Origin of the sequence: Mucilaginibacter sp. PAMB04168 (genome assembly GCF_039634365.2) — a bacterium.
Lineage (GTDB): Bacteria > Bacteroidota > Bacteroidia > Sphingobacteriales > Sphingobacteriaceae > Mucilaginibacter.
This window is the reverse complement of sequence record NZ_CP155079.2, coordinates 494,826-511,315: the sequence shown is the minus strand read 5'-3', so window position 1 is coordinate 511,315 and position 16,490 is coordinate 494,826. Positions and strand designations below refer to the sequence as shown.

18 protein-coding genes are annotated in these 16,490 nt (G+C 43.4%); 8 read left to right on the top strand and 10 right to left on the bottom strand.

What is annotated here, in order from left to right; all coding sequences use genetic code 11:
• The first annotated feature begins 14 nt into the window (after positions 1–14).
• Positions 15–707, top strand: coding sequence for a hypothetical protein (locus ABDD94_RS01990; RefSeq protein WP_345954469.1), 693 nt, complete (start codon positions 15–17; stop codon positions 705–707).
• Positions 708–770: 63 nt separating this feature from the next.
• Here ABDD94_RS01990 and ABDD94_RS01985 read toward each other — a convergent pair whose 3' ends face one another.
• Positions 771–1,205, bottom strand: coding sequence for a response regulator (locus tag ABDD94_RS01985; RefSeq protein WP_345949488.1), 435 nt, complete (start codon positions 1,203–1,205; stop codon positions 771–773).
• A gap of 7 nt (positions 1,206–1,212) precedes the next feature.
• Entirely contained in the window at positions 1,213–2,289 is a 1,077-nt protein-coding gene (locus ABDD94_RS01980) for an ATP-binding protein (RefSeq protein WP_345954468.1), read from the bottom strand.
• A 262-nt stretch (positions 2,290–2,551) separates the two neighbouring features.
• Between ABDD94_RS01980 and ABDD94_RS01975 the strand changes: the two genes are divergently transcribed.
• The 3 genes from ABDD94_RS01975 to ABDD94_RS01965 all read left to right on the top strand — a co-directional run bounded on the left by ABDD94_RS01975 (position 2,552) and on the right by ABDD94_RS01965 (position 5,926).
• Positions 2,552–3,583: an LLM class flavin-dependent oxidoreductase gene (locus ABDD94_RS01975; protein WP_345954467.1), complete on the top strand. Its 1,032-nt coding sequence runs from the start codon at positions 2,552–2,554 to the stop codon at positions 3,581–3,583.
• Positions 3,584–3,756: 173 nt separating this feature from the next.
• Positions 3,757–4,494, top strand: a complete 738-nt coding sequence (locus ABDD94_RS01970; protein WP_345954466.1) for an acyl-CoA desaturase — start codon at positions 3,757–3,759, stop codon at positions 4,492–4,494.
• A gap of 178 nt (positions 4,495–4,672) precedes the next feature.
• The gene (locus ABDD94_RS01965) at positions 4,673–5,926 is read left to right on the top strand and encodes an aminotransferase class I/II-fold pyridoxal phosphate-dependent enzyme (RefSeq protein ID WP_345954465.1); all 1,254 of its coding nucleotides are present in this window, start codon (positions 4,673–4,675) and stop codon (positions 5,924–5,926) included.
• A 180-nt stretch (positions 5,927–6,106) separates the two neighbouring features.
• Here the strand turns inward: ABDD94_RS01965 and ABDD94_RS01960 are convergent, their stop codons facing one another.
• Positions 6,107–6,823 carry a hypothetical protein gene (locus tag ABDD94_RS01960; protein WP_345954464.1) on the bottom strand — a complete coding sequence of 239 codons (717 nt, stop codon included), beginning with the start codon at positions 6,821–6,823 and terminating at the stop codon, positions 6,107–6,109.
• 55 nt (positions 6,824–6,878) lie between these two features.
• Between ABDD94_RS01960 and ABDD94_RS01955 the strand changes: the two genes are divergently transcribed.
• The 3 genes from ABDD94_RS01955 to ABDD94_RS01945 all read left to right on the top strand — a co-directional run bounded on the left by ABDD94_RS01955 (position 6,879) and on the right by ABDD94_RS01945 (position 10,174).
• Positions 6,879–7,589 carry an SAM-dependent methyltransferase gene (locus ABDD94_RS01955; protein WP_345954463.1) on the top strand — a complete coding sequence of 237 codons (711 nt, stop codon included), beginning with the start codon at positions 6,879–6,881 and terminating at the stop codon, positions 7,587–7,589.
• A 105-nt stretch (positions 7,590–7,694) separates the two neighbouring features.
• Complete coding sequence (locus ABDD94_RS01950; RefSeq protein WP_345954462.1) at positions 7,695–8,534, top strand: hypothetical protein; 840 nt, start codon at positions 7,695–7,697, stop codon at positions 8,532–8,534.
• A gap of 29 nt (positions 8,535–8,563) precedes the next feature.
• Positions 8,564–10,174, top strand: coding sequence for an FAD-dependent monooxygenase (locus ABDD94_RS01945; protein ID WP_345954461.1), 1,611 nt, complete (start codon positions 8,564–8,566; stop codon positions 10,172–10,174).
• 165 nt (positions 10,175–10,339) lie between these two features.
• Here ABDD94_RS01945 and ABDD94_RS01940 read toward each other — a convergent pair whose 3' ends face one another.
• The 4 genes from ABDD94_RS01940 to ABDD94_RS01925 form a co-directional block, all read right to left on the bottom strand.
• Complete coding sequence (locus tag ABDD94_RS01940; protein WP_345949497.1) at positions 10,340–10,939, bottom strand: tRNA-(ms[2]io[6]A)-hydroxylase; 600 nt, start codon at positions 10,937–10,939, stop codon at positions 10,340–10,342.
• A 130-nt stretch (positions 10,940–11,069) separates the two neighbouring features.
• The gene (gene nadD / locus ABDD94_RS01935) at positions 11,070–11,642 is read right to left on the bottom strand and encodes a nicotinate (nicotinamide) nucleotide adenylyltransferase (RefSeq protein ID WP_345949498.1); all 573 of its coding nucleotides are present in this window, start codon (positions 11,640–11,642) and stop codon (positions 11,070–11,072) included.
• 79 nt (positions 11,643–11,721) lie between these two features.
• Entirely contained in the window at positions 11,722–12,285 is a 564-nt protein-coding gene (gmk, locus tag ABDD94_RS01930) for a guanylate kinase (RefSeq protein ID WP_345949499.1), read from the bottom strand.
• Between the two features lie 86 nt (positions 12,286–12,371).
• Positions 12,372–13,247 (bottom strand): YicC/YloC family endoribonuclease, encoded by an 876-nt coding sequence (locus ABDD94_RS01925; RefSeq protein WP_345954460.1) that lies wholly within the window; start codon positions 13,245–13,247, stop codon positions 12,372–12,374.
• Between the two features lie 136 nt (positions 13,248–13,383).
• Here ABDD94_RS01925 and ABDD94_RS01920 point away from each other — a divergent pair, with 136 nt between their 5' ends.
• Entirely contained in the window at positions 13,384–14,145 is a 762-nt protein-coding gene (locus tag ABDD94_RS01920; RefSeq protein WP_345954459.1) for a hypothetical protein, read from the top strand.
• Between the two features lie 60 nt (positions 14,146–14,205).
• Here the strand turns inward: ABDD94_RS01920 and rnc are convergent, their stop codons facing one another.
• Genes rnc through ABDD94_RS01905 form a run of 3 tightly spaced genes read right to left on the bottom strand, consistent with a single transcriptional unit; the run spans position 14,206 to position 16,456 of the window.
• Positions 14,206–14,931 (bottom strand): ribonuclease III, encoded by a 726-nt coding sequence (gene rnc / locus ABDD94_RS01915; RefSeq protein ID WP_345949502.1) that lies wholly within the window; start codon positions 14,929–14,931, stop codon positions 14,206–14,208.
• A gap of 13 nt (positions 14,932–14,944) precedes the next feature.
• Positions 14,945–16,198 carry a beta-ketoacyl-ACP synthase II gene (gene fabF / locus ABDD94_RS01910; protein WP_345949503.1) on the bottom strand — a complete coding sequence of 418 codons (1,254 nt, stop codon included), beginning with the start codon at positions 16,196–16,198 and terminating at the stop codon, positions 14,945–14,947.
• Positions 16,199–16,219: 21 nt separating this feature from the next.
• Entirely contained in the window at positions 16,220–16,456 is a 237-nt protein-coding gene (locus tag ABDD94_RS01905; protein ID WP_008508386.1) for an acyl carrier protein, read from the bottom strand.
• Between the last annotated feature and the right edge of the window lie 34 nt (positions 16,457–16,490).

Below are 16,490 nucleotides of genomic sequence, written 5' to 3'. Positions count from 1 at the left end.
CTTTTTCCTTACACATGAAAAAATATTTGCTTAAGCTCTCGTTGCTATTTTGTTTACTTAGCAATTTCTTAACTGCTTGCCAAAAAGATGCTCCCATTACCCCTTTGGTAACTACGAAGCCACTAACCGGCTCTGTTAGTACTACACCTGCAGGCGATTACCAGCCCTTAACCAAAGGCAGCTTTTGGAAATACGATAATATTTTAGCAACTAGTGTAGATGTAAACACAGTTACTATTACCGGTAACACCTCTAAAATTAATGGAAAAACTTACTATGAAGCTATAAATGATTCGCAAGCTAACGGCACTACCATAGGTTTCTATAATAATGATGGTGGCGTTTACAGATTTAGGACAACTAATGCTGTTGTTGGTATAACTGCAGAATTAACGTTTTTAGATGAAAATAAGGCTGTGAATGAAACCTGGACGGCACCTATAACCGACAATGGTTTGGTTAATAACATACCTGGCCGTTTAGCAGGTAAGGTAGTTGAAAAAGGCATAAGCCATACCGTAAACGGTAAAACATTTAAAGATGTGATACACACCGCTGCCGATTTACAGTATGACACAGGAGGCTACTCTACCGTTCTCACTTATAATTTGTATTATGCCAAAGGCATTGGACTTATTGAACAGGTGAGCACGATAGCAGGCGTTACAATTGTTAATACGAAACTGGTAGAATACAGTATCAAATAACGCAGTAAAGCAAAAAAGACCATGCCGAATGATGACATGGTCTTTTTTGCTTTACTGATGTGTTTAATTACTGCTTGGAAAATATTGGTTTACTAAATCCAACACCGTTTGCGAACGGAGTGGCTTATGATAAAACGTGGCAATATCTTTATCCTGCATAGCGCGTTCGCGGTCATCAGCATTTAACGAGGTGGTTAGCATGATAACAACTATACGGGCCTTTTGGCTTTCGCTCAACTCGCGGTAAGCATCCATAAATTCCCAGCCATTCATACCTGGCATGTTTATGTCCAAAAAAATGATACCCGGGTGGTTCACTGGTGTTGTGCCGGCATATTTACCGGTGCAAGTTAAAAACTCAAGCGCATCACTCGCCGAAGTCAGGGCTTGCACATCCACTTCCAAACCGGTTTTTTCAATTACCTTCTTGTGCAGAAAGTTTGTAGGTCTGTCATCATCAATCAACAGCACACAATCCAGATCCTTAATTTTTGTCATTTTATATTTATAAATCTACCGTAAAATAAAACTTGCTTCCTTGGCCTGGTACCGATTCTACCCGGATATCACCATTATGCATAGCCGCTATTTTCTTACAATTAGCCAAGCCTATACCGTTACCCGGGTATTCATCACGGTTATGCAACCGCTGAAATATCAGAAAGATCTTTTCCGTATGTTGGGGCTCAATGCCAATGCCATTGTCCTTAACCATAAACTCCCAACCGCTGTTGCCCCGGCTGCCTGCAATTTCGATAACCGGACTTACGTCTTTTTTCGAAAACTTCATAGCATTGGTAATCAGGTTCTGAAAAAGCTGTCTCAACTCTGTACGGTACCCTTTTACAGCAGGCAGATCCTGGCAAATGATTTGCGTGCCGGTAGCCGAAATACGAGCGTCCAAATCATTAACAATATGTTGCAACAGCTCGTTTAAATCAATGTACTCTGTTTGCTTGGTTTTACCAATACGTGAATAATCCAGCAAATCCTTAATCAGATACCGCATCCGATGAGCCGCATCCTCAATAAAGTCCACATACAATTGCGCATCGTCATCGTATAAATGACCATACTCTACTTTTAGCAGCTCAATAAAATTACTTATGGTTAAAAGCGGTTCCTGTAAGTCGTGTGATGCTATGTACACAAACTGTTCCAGTTCCTGATTTTTTATTTCCAGCTGATTCATATGCTGGCTTGTAGCTTCGGCAGCCAGCTTTTTCTCTGTTAAATCGCGTGTAATTTTGGTAAAGCCAATTACGTTGCGCTGCTCGTCGTGTATAGCAGCTATGGTAATCCTTCCCCAAAACCGGGAACCATCTTTACGCACACGCCACCCTTCATCAACAACCTGGCCTTTGTTACGCGCAACACTAATGAGCATTTCGGGCTTTTTGATAGCCTTATCAGCCTGGGTATGAAATATGCTGAAGCTCTTGCCAATAACCTCTTCTGCACTATATCCCTTAATGCGCGCTGCCCCTTTATTCCAGTTCTCAATATTTCCGTTTACATCTAAAAGTAAGATGGCATAATCTTCAATCTCCTCTACCATATTAAGCATACGGAGACTCTTCATCTTATCATTCATCTTACTTAAATTGGTGTTGCTTATTTATAGGTTTATAAAAAACACTTAAAATTAAGCAATAAAACACTCGCTATAAAAGCTTTGTGCCTAAATAGCTACCTTTTAGCTATTTTTAAAGCAAGGGTTAAGTTATGTTTACCCCAAAGTTAACATGCTACTCATCGCCTTGCTTTTGTAAGCTTAACGCCATAAATTAAACTTTGCACTGACATGTACGCTGCATAGCCTGATTATTGTACTGTAGAACAATATGAATAACATTCGTTTAAGCGTATTAGATCAATCGCCTGTGCGCAAAGGAGTAAGTGCCAGCCAGGCAGTGCAGGAAACCGTTGAACTGGCAAAGCTAACCGATACATTAGGCTATACCCGTTTTTGGGTATCCGAACACCATAATACCGGCAGCCTGGCCGGCTCTACCCCCGAGGTGTTGATAGCGCACCTGGCGGGACAAACACAGAACCTGCGCTTAGGCTCGGGCGGTGTGATGCTGCCTAACCACAGCGCCCTCAAGGTGGCCGAAAACTTCCGTATGCTCGAAGCTATGTTTCCGGGCCGTATAGATTTGGGCATGGGTCGCGCGCCGGGTACAGACAGGCTTACTGCTTCCGTACTCAACCCATCAAACCAGTTTAGGGAGCAAGACTTTGTGGAACAGTTGATGGATTTGCAAAACTATTTTCATGATGCCGCCGAAACCGGACCAGTGGCAGCCAAAATACGAGCTATACCACAGGTTGATACCGTGCCGGGCATGTGGCTGCTTAGTTCGAGCGGACAAAGCAGTTTGTTTGCTGCACATTTCGGCATGGGTTTTTCGTTTGCCCATTTTATTAACCCTGTAGGCGGTGCCCAGGCAGTAGAACTTTACCGTAGCCGTTTTCAGCCATCACCAGATCAGGCACAGCCAGAAGCCAATGTGGCCATCTTTGCTTTTTGCTCGGAGGATGAAGAAAAGGTAATGCAACACCAGGCGGTAATGGACTACCGTTTTCTGCAGTTTGAAAAAGGTGGTGGGATCAATCCATTAGCGTATGAAGATGTGAAGGATGCCGTATACACTGCGCAAGATCAGGAACGCATACGTATGAACCGCAGGCGCATGATAGTTGGCACTCCCGAAAAAATGAAAGCTCAAATTACCAGGCTGGCCGAAACCTATGCAGTTGATGAAGTAATTATTATTACCATTGCTGAAGATTTTGACGACCGTTTGCAATCATACAGACTATTATCAGAGCAGTTTAACCTTGTTGCACAACCCTCAGCTCTGGCACATTAATTTGGCTGCTTAAATTTTGTAACGGGCATATCATAAAAAAAGTTGGCCACACAGCGGGCCAGCTTTTGTTGTGGATAACTATTAACATCTTAGATTTTAAATGTTACCTTTGCACAAACAAATTTTACTATTAAATATTGTTTATAGTACTGTACTATAATACCTTTCGAAACGTGATTATTATTATTTTTTTTGTTGCCCACTGGTTTTTATCTCTATTTTTTCAAACCTTTTATTTACACCGGTACGCCGCTCATAAGATGTTTACCACGCCTAAGGTAACCGAGCGTATCTTTCATACCCTAACGTTTATTTGCCAAGGGTCATCGTTCCTTAACCCCCGTGCGTATGCTATTATGCACCGCGAGCATCACGCTTACAGCGACACGGAGAAAGACCCGCATTCGCCGCATTTTTTTACCGATGTATTTCAGATGATGTATAAAACCGCCATCAGTTTCCGCATTTATGAGAAAAGAATTCGTGAACCTGAGGCTCAGTTTAAAGGCAATTACCCCGAGTGGCGCTTTTTAGATTATTACGGCTCCCATACGGTTACCCGCATTTTGTTTGGTTTGCTGTATGTGGCTTTCTACACTGCTTTTGCTACGGCTTGGTGGATGTGGCTTTTATTGCCCCTACATTTTATTATGGGCCCGTTACACGGCGCAATTGTAAACTGGTGCGGTCACAAGTATGGCTACTCTAACTTTGATAATGGCGACAAGTCAAAAAACACTACGCCATTTGATTTTTTGATGCTGGGCGAGCTTTTTCAGAACAATCACCACAAACGCCCTAACAGCCCTAACTTTGGCGCCCGCTGGTTTGAAATTGACCCAGTGTACCCAGTGATGAAAGTAATGCACTATATGCGCATTATTCGCCTCCGCAAACCGGCAATTGCTTAGTAAGCGTTGGAATATAAATTTTTAACTCAAGAATACTGATAGGAAGGCGTTGATTATTCGACGCCTTTTTTGTTGCAGAACAATTCGCTGATAAGGTACCTTTTAACAAAACTCTTGATTCCTGACTCTATACTCTCCACTCTAAACCACTATCTTTGCCGCTCATAAACAAACAACTATGAGCGTATCGGTATTAGCGCAAACCCTTAAGGGTTCTGAAATTATAAAAATTGGAAACGAGATAAACGAATTGAAACGCCAGGGGCAAAATATTGCCAATCTAACCATCGGCGATTTTGACCCGAACATATATCCCATACCCGATGAACTGCGTGAGGGTATTATTGAGGCTTACCAGGACAACCAAACCAATTACCCACCTGCCGATGGCATATTGGAGTTACGTAAACAGGTGTCGGCATTTTTAGCCAAGCATCATAACATACAGGTTACGCCTAATGAGGTATTGATATCCAGCGGTTCACGCCCGTTAATTTACTCCACCTTTTTGGCTTTGGTTGATGCTGGCGACAAAGTAATTTACCCTGCACCATCATGGAACAACAACCACTATTGCCATATTACCGGTGCGCAGGAAATTGCAGTTATTACACATCCCGAAAATAACTTTTTACCTAAAGCTGCCGATATTGCGCCACATATTAAAGGTGCCACGCTACTTTGCCTTTGCTCGCCGCAGAACCCTACCGGCACCATGTTCGAAAAAGCAGACTTAGAAGAGATTTGCGACCTGGTAATTGCCGAAAATGCCACCCGCCAGCCAGGCGAAAAGCCTTTGTACATTATGTACGACCAAATTTACGCTATGCTTACCTTTGGCAAAAAGCATTACGATCCGGTTACGTTACGCCCCAAGCTAAAAGACTACGTAGTATATATTGATGGCATTTCGAAATGCCTGGCAGCTACCGGCGTACGTGTGGGCTGGGGCTTCGGTCCCGAAAACATTATTGGCAAAATGCGCTCAATTGTAGGCCACATGGGTGCCTGGGCGCCAAAAGCCGAGCAGGTGGCAACAGCCCAGTTTATACAGCAGGATGAGCAGCTGCAGAATTACTTAAGTAATTTTAGCGGCCGCATACAGGAATGCCTTAATACTTTATACCAGGGCTTTCAACAATTAAAAAGTGAAGGTTTTGCAGTTGACGCGATTGAACCCATGGGTGCGATTTACCTAACTATTAAGGCAGACTACATTGGTAAAAGCACGCCCGAAGGCGATGTGTTAAAATCATCGGCCGATATTAACTTCTATCTGATCAAAGCCGCTAAAGTTGCATTGGTACCGTTTTCTGCCTTTGGCGCTGATGATGATGTTACGTGGTTCCGCGCGTCGGTTGGTACTTCTACGTTAGAAGATATTCAAGGCATGATCCCACGCATCCGTGAGGCACTGAGCCAGTTAAAGTAAGTTTACAAGTACCGGATTTAAGGCCTAAAAAATACTACTGTCATCTCGAGCGTACGCGAGAAGTCTTTTTAAAGCGATGAGCTTACACCTTCAAAAAGATTTCTCACTATCGTTCGGGATGACATTTTTTGTTTATGATCGACTGACCAAACCTGCTCTCAAAACCCCGCTTCTTATTACCTATGCTGCATCTGATATATACCTTACCAAACTGCGCTTGGCAACCGGTAAAAGCGTTTCTTCCAGCGGAAAGCTTATTTCGCTTTGTACATGGTACATGGCCGGGTTGGGTAAGTGTTTGCGGTTCTTGATCAGTTGCAGTTTAATAGACTCCGGGGTGTTTACAAAATTAGGCTCAAAGGTATCTACCAGGCTAATGTGTATGCCGCGGTATTTGTCGTCTGCGTTCTCAAACAGCGTAATCTGGTACTCGTAAACCCAGTTGGTTTTTTGGCTGCCATTGCGCAGGGTGAAGTAGCCGTTATAGGGCAAAAGCGGCACTACGCCTACCGGGTCAATATCGAGGCAGCTCTCTACAAAATCGTAAATATGTTTGCCGGTTTGTATGGCAGGGTCCATTTTACGCATAGCATAACCAATAATGTGCTCTATCTCATTCATTGTGACATCATCCTGCACCATTCTTTGGTAAGTAAGCTTCAGTGCCTCAAAATCCGCCTTACTTAGCCGTTGTGGAAAGCTATGCTGTAAAACAGTTTTGTTGTTCTTAAACTCAAGCAAGTTATTATAATGAAATATGAGATCGGCCAGGTTTGGGTACAGGTGATTCTTGTCGAAATGCCGGTTTATCTCTTGCAAGTAGCCTAATAAAACGTACTTTTTGTGTTCAAAATCAATTGCTCCCTCAATAAACCAGTTCTTGCTTAATGATTTCATACGCTAACTTTTTTAAGGTTACCTAATTTAAAAATAAAAAAGCCAACTTTGCAACATGCCTGCCGGAACACTTTACTTAATCCCGGTTCCGCTTGCTGATGATGCCGCGGCCCAATCCTTTACGCCCTATTTGGTACATACTATTAACCAGATAAGCGATTATATTGTTGAGAACGAAAAAACTGCCCGCAAATTTTTAAAGTTGGCCGGTTTAACTATACCTCAAAGTCAGCTTGTTGTACATGATTATGGCAAGCACCAGCGTAACAATGACCTGAAAGACTTTTTCACCGGCCTGCTTGCCGGTAAAGACGCCGGTTTAATGAGCGAAGCCGGCTGCCCCGGCATTGCCGATCCAGGTGCTGATATTGTGGCCGAAGCACACCGCAGAGGCATCAAAGTGGTACCGCTGGTGGGGCCAAGTTCTATATTGCTGGCCCTAATGGCGTCGGGCTTTAATGGGCAAAGCTTTACGTTTCATGGCTATCTGCCTATTGATAAAGTGCAACGCAGTAAACGTATTAAGGATCTGGAAAATCAGGTGGAGCGTTTGAGTCAAACACAGCTGTTTATTGAAACGCCTTTTCGCAATAACCCGTTGTTAGACGAGATACTCAAAACCTGTAAGCCCTCTACCCGCTTGTGCATTGCCTGTAACCTTACTGCCCCCAATGAGTTTGTGAAAACACAAACCGTTGCCCAATGGAAAAAACAACAACCTGATTTACATAAAAAGCCAACTATATTTTTGCTGTATAAATCGTAAAAGCAGTGGTGTAATACTGCAATTAGCGGGTAACAGCTGTATGCTATTTGATGGTCGCAAAACCATTTAAGAGAGGTGTGCGTTTGCTTTATTAAAATTAGCCTCATGCCTCAGCATAACTACAATCATTTGCCAAACCTATTTGAAGCCGCCCGCAGTTGTGACCCCATTAAAGTAAAACAGCTGATTACGGCAGATACCGATTTATCATTAATGAATGAGTATGGCTTTAACGCATTACAATGTGCTGCTGCGGGCAGCAATTCATGCAAAGATGAATCTAACTTAATAGAAACCCTGAAAACGCTGATAGAAGCAGGCAGTCCGTTAGAAGCAAAAAGCGGCGACGGGAGAACGGCTCTCTTTTTGTTAGCTGAATTTTCGCCTTTTGTTGCACCGGTTCAGTTTATGATTGATGCCGGGGCGAATGCTGACGTTAGCGATAAGCATGGTAACCATATTACGCGGAATGCAATGATGGAAGAAGTGCAGGAGTTACTGAGCCAAATTACCGGCGTGGCTTTGCCACCAGAGGCCGAACCAGAGCCCGAACCTGTAAAAATGAGCTCAGCGGCATGGAACAAGGCCCGAAAAGCTATTGACAAAGTATTTGAAGAATTAAACGGTATGAACATTATTGCGTTAGCAGACGCCGGTTATACGCAATCAGATGCTTTTGCAGACTGTTCGCAACTTTTTCATGAACGTGAGAACAACAAGGATATAACTGGCTTTTGCTTTTACACCCGGCAGGATTTAAACACCGCTAAACGGAGCAGCCAATTATATTTAGGCATTTGGGGTGCTCCTAATGGCAATGATGAGAATACAATTGCCATTGGCGAGCAAGTCATATCAGTGTTTGAACAGCATAATTTTGAAACCAACTGGAATACCACAGCAGGAACCCGACCTTGTGTTTTGTTGTACAGTTTTAACGCATAGTCGAATTTTTCTGACCATATTTGAGTTATATGACGCCTGTTGCACAGGGCCCCGCCCAAGTACTCATCATAGGTGCCGGCCCTTCCGGATTAATGATGGCCGCTCAGCTGCTTCGCTATGGCATACAACCGGTTATTATTGACAGTCGTCAGGGTCCCACGCATCAATCAAAGGCATTGGCTGTACAGGCCCGCTCGTTAGAGATTTACCGACAGTTGGGTATTATTGACCCGGTTATTAAAGGCGGCAGGCAGGCGTCGGGCTTACATTTTAATTATGATGGGCAAGCTAAAGCTACCTTCGCTATAAAAGATACAGGTCAAGGCTTTACCCCGTTCCCATTTATTCATATTTATGAACAAAGTAAAAATGAACGCGCGTTGCTTGGCTATCTCACGCAAAACAGTTGCCCGGTTTACTGGAACACCAGCTTAATTTCGCTGCAACAAGGAACGGGCGTAGTTAGCGTAACGCTTGACAACCAGGAACAGCAATATAAGTTGATTTGCAACTGGCTGATTGGTGCTGATGGCGCACACAGTACCGTTAGGCACCAATTACAAATCCCTTTTACCGGCGATACCTATCCCAGCCAGTTCTACCTGGCCGATTTGGTGCTGGATAGTGATGAGGATTTTATGAACCTATTTTTAACACAAAAAGGGTTTGCCGGCTTTTTCCCCATGCCACAAAAAAACGCCTACCGCGTAGTAGGTAATATAAGCAATGATCTATTGAACAAAGCAGACCTGACGTTTGAAGACGTATTGCCTAATTTGAATGAGAAAGTGCGCAAGCCATTAAACATCAACGAATGTACTTGGTTTACCACCTACCGTTTACACCATCGCATGGCCGAAAAATTTAACTTGGGCCGTTGTTTTTTAATTGGCGATGCCGCCCACATACATTCGCCGGTGGGTGGACAGGGTATGAATACCGGTTTGCAGGATGCCTACAACCTGGCATGGAAACTTGCAGGCATTATAAACAAGCGGCTAAAAGCTGAAGTGTTAAACACTTACGCAACTGAGCGCATGCCGGTAGCCCGCAACTTGCTCAAAACTACCGACAGGGCTTTTAAAATGGTAATGTCGCGCAATTTGATGGCGGGCCTGTTCAAGAAATTTATATTACCGCTTGTATTAAAGCGGGCCTGGCTGAATCAAAAGAGCCGGTTCGAGTTTTTTAAGCGTATTTCTCAAACCGATATCAGTTACCAGCACAGTAGCTTAAGCCTACACCTGAGCCAGTTAAAAACTATTAAAGCCGGCGACCGCCTACCTTATTTAAAGCTGTATGACGAAAAAAAGCAGCAGGAGACCGATCTGCATGCCTGGTGCAGTAAGCCGGGCTTTACGTTGATAACCATGGGGCCATTACAGGAACTTTATGTATTTAGCCTGGCCAAGTGGATTACACAGAACTACAACGGCTGGCTTAACTTCTTTCATCTTCCGCCTTCGGTAAAAAACCAGCAGGTGTTCGATGCTTTTGAGATTCGTACCGGGCAAAGCAAAGCAATAATTATACGCCCAGATATGCACATAGGGCTTGTTAACGATGTAGTTGATTTGGAAATGATGAAGAATTACCTGGAAAACGTAGCAGGGTGCCTCCCAGATGAGCGTATTATTTAATCATGTTACAAGGCTGTCATCTCCAACATTACTGGAAATCTTTTTCCGCGGATAAGCTGATTGCTTTGAAAGAGCTCTCCGCATACACTTTAAAAGACATTTTTATATCTAATTAAATATTAGTCTTTTAAAGCCCTATCTTGGAGAGAGGGTTGGAAGGAGCCTTTACCCGTGTATAGTTTCTTTCTTACCGTAATTTTTTATCACTTCGGCCTCGTAGGCTAAAAAGGCTGTCCAGCGGGAATCTACATCAACTTTGCCGGCATACTTTTTAGCCAGGCGAATAAAGGTCGTATAATGGGTGGCCTCACTAATCATCAGCTCATGGTAAAAGGTGGCCAGTTCAGCGTCGTTAATATTCTCTGACAAAACTTTAAAGCGCTCACAACTGCGTGCCTCAATCATGGCAGCAAACAACAGTCGATCAATCAGCTGTTCTTCGCGGCTGCCACCCTTCTTCAGAAATTTTAATAATTCGCCCACATAATCATCCTTACGCTCGCGGCCCAGCACATAGCCACGCGCCAGTATAATATCATGCACACGCTTAAAATGGTCCATTTCTTCCTGCACCAGCAGCGCCATTTCCTGCACCAGATCGCTCAGGTTTGGGTTTTGCACAATAAGGGTAATGGCATTGCTGGCTGCCTTTTGCTCACAAAAAGCATGATCAGTCAAAATTTCTTCAATATTGCTTTCTACCACGTTAGTTACCCAACGCGGGTCAGTAGGCAATTGCAGTTTCAGGATGGTTTTCTCGCTCACAAGTGCAAAGATAATGAAGGAAGGGTGAAGAGCCAAGAATCAAGGGCGAGGACTTTTACTTAGCAAATTTTGCAAACAAGGTTTACTTAGATTGCTAATTTAAACCTTAATCTTGTTTTCTACCTACAAATCAGCTGTACAAATTTTTGCTCTCAATAAACCTTAGCACAGGCTCGGGCACAAAGTACTGCACGTTCTTTTTTTGGGCAATAGATTGGCGGATAAAAGTGGCCGAGAGTTCCATAAGGGGCGTCATGGTAATGGTTACGGATGGATGCGAAGCCAGCTCTGCATTTTCGTAACCAGGGCGTGGGTAAACGTATACTTTATAATCGCGTAAAATGAGCTTGTAATTCTTCCACTTAGGTAAGCTGGCCAGGTTGTCTGAACCCATAATTACAGCAAATTCATGTTGCGGGTATTGTTCTTTGAGGTGAGTAAGCGTATCAATAGTGTAGGATGGCTGTGGTAGCTTAATTTCTATATCGCTAACTTCCAGGTTATCGGCATGATCGGTAGCCAGGCGGGCCATTTCAAGACGATCATAAGTGTTAATGAGGCCGCCATATTTTTTGAATGGGTTTTGCGGCGTAACCACCAGCCATACCTTATCCAGTTCGGTATAGTTAGCCATATAATTCGCAATAATTAAATGACCAATATGGATGGGATTAAACGAACCGAAAAGCAGGCCTATCTTCATTTCTACTCTGTTTGCAGTTAAATTACTCAATTACCGTCAATATAGCAATGGAGAATAACTGCAATTCTGCAGTTAAGTTTTACCCGTTCAGGAAATCACCAACCAATTGCTCAGCTTCCTGACACGCGGTATGCAAATCGTAATTCTTTAGGATTACATCAAACTTAGGCGCATAGTTCAATTCTTTTTCAGCCTTATCAAACCGCTCTTGCAACTTGGATGGGCTATCAGTACCCCGGCCAGTAAGGCGTTCTTTAAGTACTTCGAGCGATGGCGGCTGTACAAATATAGCCAGGGCCTGATCCTGGTATTTGCGTTTAAGGTGAAGGCCTCCTTCTACATCGATATCAAATATTACGGTTTTCCCTTTTTTCCAGATCCGCTCAATCTCCTGCCTTAAGGTGCCGTAAAATGTGCCGGTATATACCTCTTCAAACTCCACAAACTGCTTTTTGGCAATACGGTGCAAAAATTCTGCCTGGCTAATAAAGTAGTAATCTTTACCATGTTCTTCATCACCCCGGGCCTCGCGGGTAGTAGCCGAAATGGAAAACTCTAGCTCCGGAAATTTAGAAAGCAGGTGATGCACAATAGTAGTTTTACCAGCGCCCGACGGAGCAGAGAAAATAAGCAGTTTACCCATTTTAGTTATTCAGTTATTTGTTATTAGGTAATAGATGGGCCACTAAACTACTTTCTTAGCAACTTAATAACCCTGTAACTTAATAACTATAGCACATTTAATAATTGTTCTTTTATCTTTTCAAGTTCCTCTTTCATGCCTACTACCAGCTTTTGCATGGCAGCATCATTAGCTTTTGAACCTAAGGTGTTAATCTCCCGGCCAATTTCCTGAGAAATGAAGCCCAATTTTTTACCATTGGCATCGGCGCTTTGCAGGGTTTCTAAAAAATAGAGGCAATGTGTTTTCAAACGCACTTTTTCTTCGGTAACATCAAGCTTGTCTATGTAATATATCAGTTCCTGTTCGAAACGGTTCTGGTCAATATTCTCGCTTCCAACAGCATCGGCCAGGTATTGGTTAAGCCGCTCGCGTATCAGGGGGACGCGCTTGGGGTCTTCAATTTCTACTTGTGCCAGGTTGTCCATAATAACCTGAATGCGGCCGGTTACTTCCTGCTGCAATACGTTACCCTCATCACTCCTAAATTGCTGAAAGTTTGACAAAGCTTGTTTAAACGTACTGTCTACGGCTTTCCACTCCTCTTCGGTGATGGTTTCTTCGGTATATTTAACTACCTCGGGTAAGCCCAAAGCCAGTTGCATAAGGTTACCTGCCGGTTCGTTCAATTCGGCGCTTACGGCTTTTAACTGTTCGTAATAATGTTTTAGCAGGGCAGTATCAATACCGGCAGCTTTAACGGCCGAGCCGGTTTGCTCCACATTGATGGATAGGTTTACTTTTCCGCGTTCAATTTGCTTGTTGCACTCGGTGCGTAATTGAAATTCTTTTTCAGAAAAAGCCTTAGGAATTCTTAACGATAGTTCCAGGAATTTGCTATTCAGGGATTTGATCTCAACGGTGTACTTGGTGCCGCCCGCATCGTGGGTTGCAATGCCGTACCCTGTCATGGATTTTATCATGTGCAAAGATAGCGTTTTTTAGGAAATGCTAAGTAGTTGACCGGCGAGTAGTTAAATATCTTAACCGCATAGCAGGAAAAGCTTAACTATTTTTAACAGATGGACCGTTTTATTAACCGTAACTTTGTAGTAAGAAATGAAGTTACTGCAGCGTTTTTTTACTTTGATAACCATTAGCCTATTACTGGCTTTACTGCCCGGCCTGGCTTTTTCGCAAACGCAGCAACCATTAAACGGTATTATTTTTAACAATAAAACCATGAATAGGGCTGCACAGGTAAGTGTAACTAACCTGCGGCACCATTCCATCGTTTTTAGCAGCGATATAGGCACTTTTAGTATTGCGGCAGCGCTTGGCGATACTTTGCTGTTTACCAAAGCAGGATTCACCAGTCAAAAACTGGTTACCGGCATTCAAAGAGATATGATGGTGTACATGGTGCCTGCGCTTAAACTGGAAAGCGTGATAGTAAAAGGCAAAACACGCAAGCAGGAACAACAAGAGGTTATGGACACCTACCGCAGCAAAGGCATTTATTATAACGGCAAGCCACCGGCACTTTCCTTTCTCTCTTCACCGCTAACGGGGGTATATGAGTTGTTTGGCAAAGAACCCGGACGCGCACGCCACTTTGCGGCACAAATGAAGCGCGAAAACGAGCAGACCGAAGTTAACAAGCGCTATACGTTTGACTTAGTTAAGCGCATAACTCAACTACCCGACGAAGATGTAAAGCCCTTTATGCTGGCCTACAACCCGCCGTACCCCGAAATTTTGAAGTGGAATGATTACGAACTAATTCAGTTTATCAACACCTCTTTTGCCGGTTACAAACAAGCTAAGCGTTTACCTAAGTTAAATTCGTTAACGGAGAAAGAGAAACCAGTTAATCAATAAGATGTAACGTAGCTATAACTTTAAAACGCTGGCACAAAGGAGTTCAAATTGAGGTAACTGCTAAATTCCTAACGCTTCACAAGCTTTCTCAGCCGCCAGCTTTTCGGCGTTCTTCTTGCTGAATTCTTTACCAAGGCCCATAATTTCGCCATCAACGTTTACCTGTACGGTAAATAGTTTACTGCTTTCACCATCCTGGTTTTCGGCTAATTCAAACATCACATCTTTGCCGTGGCGCTGGCACCATTCAATGAGCTTGCTTTTAAAATTAGTTTCGGTTTGCTCAAGGGTATGAATATCAATATGCGTTTTAATAATGCGATTGATGAGAAAACCTTTGGTAAAGTCGTACCCTTTATCCAAATACACCGCACCTATGAGCGCCTCAAAAGCATCACCAAAAAGCGAGCTCTGGCGGGTAGAGTTTACCATGCGGTTATCATACTGTATCAGCTGATCGAAACCCAGCTTACGGGCCAACTGGTTTAAATTGTTGCGGCTTACAATTTTGGATCGTAGTTCGGTTAAAAAACCTTCATCCTGGTAAGGGTACATTTTAAATAACACTTCGGCCACTACACTGCCTAAAACGGCATCGCCCAAAAATTCCAGCCGCTCGTTACTGTTCTTAACACCCTTTTTAATAGACTGCGCAACCGATTTGTGCCGAAATGCCAACCGGTATAAAGACAAATTGCCCGGCACGAAGCCGAGCAAATTCTTTAATGTTTTTACGTATTTACGGTGAGGCGATAAGTAAAGCTTATATAACCGGCTGATAGGCATCAAAAACGAATAATTATTCTTCGTATTTTTTAAATATCACTGAAGCGTTGTGACCGCCAAACCCAAAACCATTGCTTTGTGCAGCTCTCACTACACGTTTTTGCGATTGGTTAAAAGTAAAATTAATACGCGGATCAAAAGCCGGATCATCGGTAAAGTGGTTGATGGTTGGCGGAACCAAATCATTTTTCACAGCCAAAATGGCTGCAATAGCTTCAACCGCACCAGCAGCACCAAGCAAATGCCCGGTCATGGATTTGGTTGAACTGATGTTGATCCTGTAAACCTCATCACCATAAGCTTGTGTAATTGCTTTCACTTCCTGCGGGTCACCAATAGGTGTGGACGTACCATGAACGTTCACGTAATCTATATCGGCGGGGGTCATGTTAGCATCTTCCAGTGCGGCTTTCATTACCAGGGCAGCGCCTAAACCTTCGGGGTGCGGTGCTGTCATGTGATAAGCATCGGCACTCATGCCGCCGCCTACCATTTCGGCATAAATTTTTGCACCACGCGCTTTGGCGTGCTCCAGCTCTTCCAGGATAATCGTACCTGCACCCTCACCTGCTACAAAACCGTCGCGGTCCAGATCAAACGGACGCGAAGCTGTTGCCGGATCATCATTACGGGTACTCAGCGCATGCATGGCGTTAAAACCACCAATGCCGGCCTCGTTAATAATGGCTTCAGAACCACCTGTAATGAACATGTTAGCTTTACCTAAACGAAGGTAGTTAAAGGCATCAATAAGTGAATTGTTGGATGACGCACAGGCCGAAACCGTTGTAAAATTAGGCCCTCTTAATCCATATTTGATAGAAATATGCCCTGGGGCGATATCTGCGATCATTTTTGGAATAAAGAAAGGGTTAAAGCGCGGCGTACCATCACCTTTGGCAAAGTTTACCACTTCATCCAAAAATGTTTTTAAGCCGCCAATACCCGAGCCCCAAATTACACCGATACGATTGGTATCCAGCTTATCAAAATCTAATGCTGCATCTTTAACCGCCTCTTCGGTGGAGTATAAAGCGTATTGCACAAAAGGATCGAGCTTACGGGCATCTTTGCGGCCCAGAAAAGCATCGGCATCAAAATTTTTGACCTCGCACGCAAACTTTGTTTTAAAGTGCGTGGTGTCAAAACTTTTAATCAAGTCAGCGCCACTCACCCCGTTAATTAAACCGTTCCAGTATTCTGAAACCGAATTACCAATCGGAGTAAGCGCACCAAGCCCGGTTACTACTACTCGTTTAAACTCCATCTAATATTTTTGAGGGAGTTCTTATTTAACGTTTTTTTCCAGGTAAGCAATAGCCTGGCCTACAGTACCGATAGTTTCAGCCTGATCGTCAGGGATAGCTACGTTAAATTCTTTTTCAAACTCCATGATCAGTTCCACGGTGTCTAATGAGTCAGCACCCAAATCGTTGGTGAAACTAGCTTCAGGCGTAACTTCACTTTCGTCAACACCTAATTTTTCCACGATGATTGCTTTTACTCTTGAAGCGATATCAGACATAATAATCTATGTTAAAATGATTAAATAAAAATTC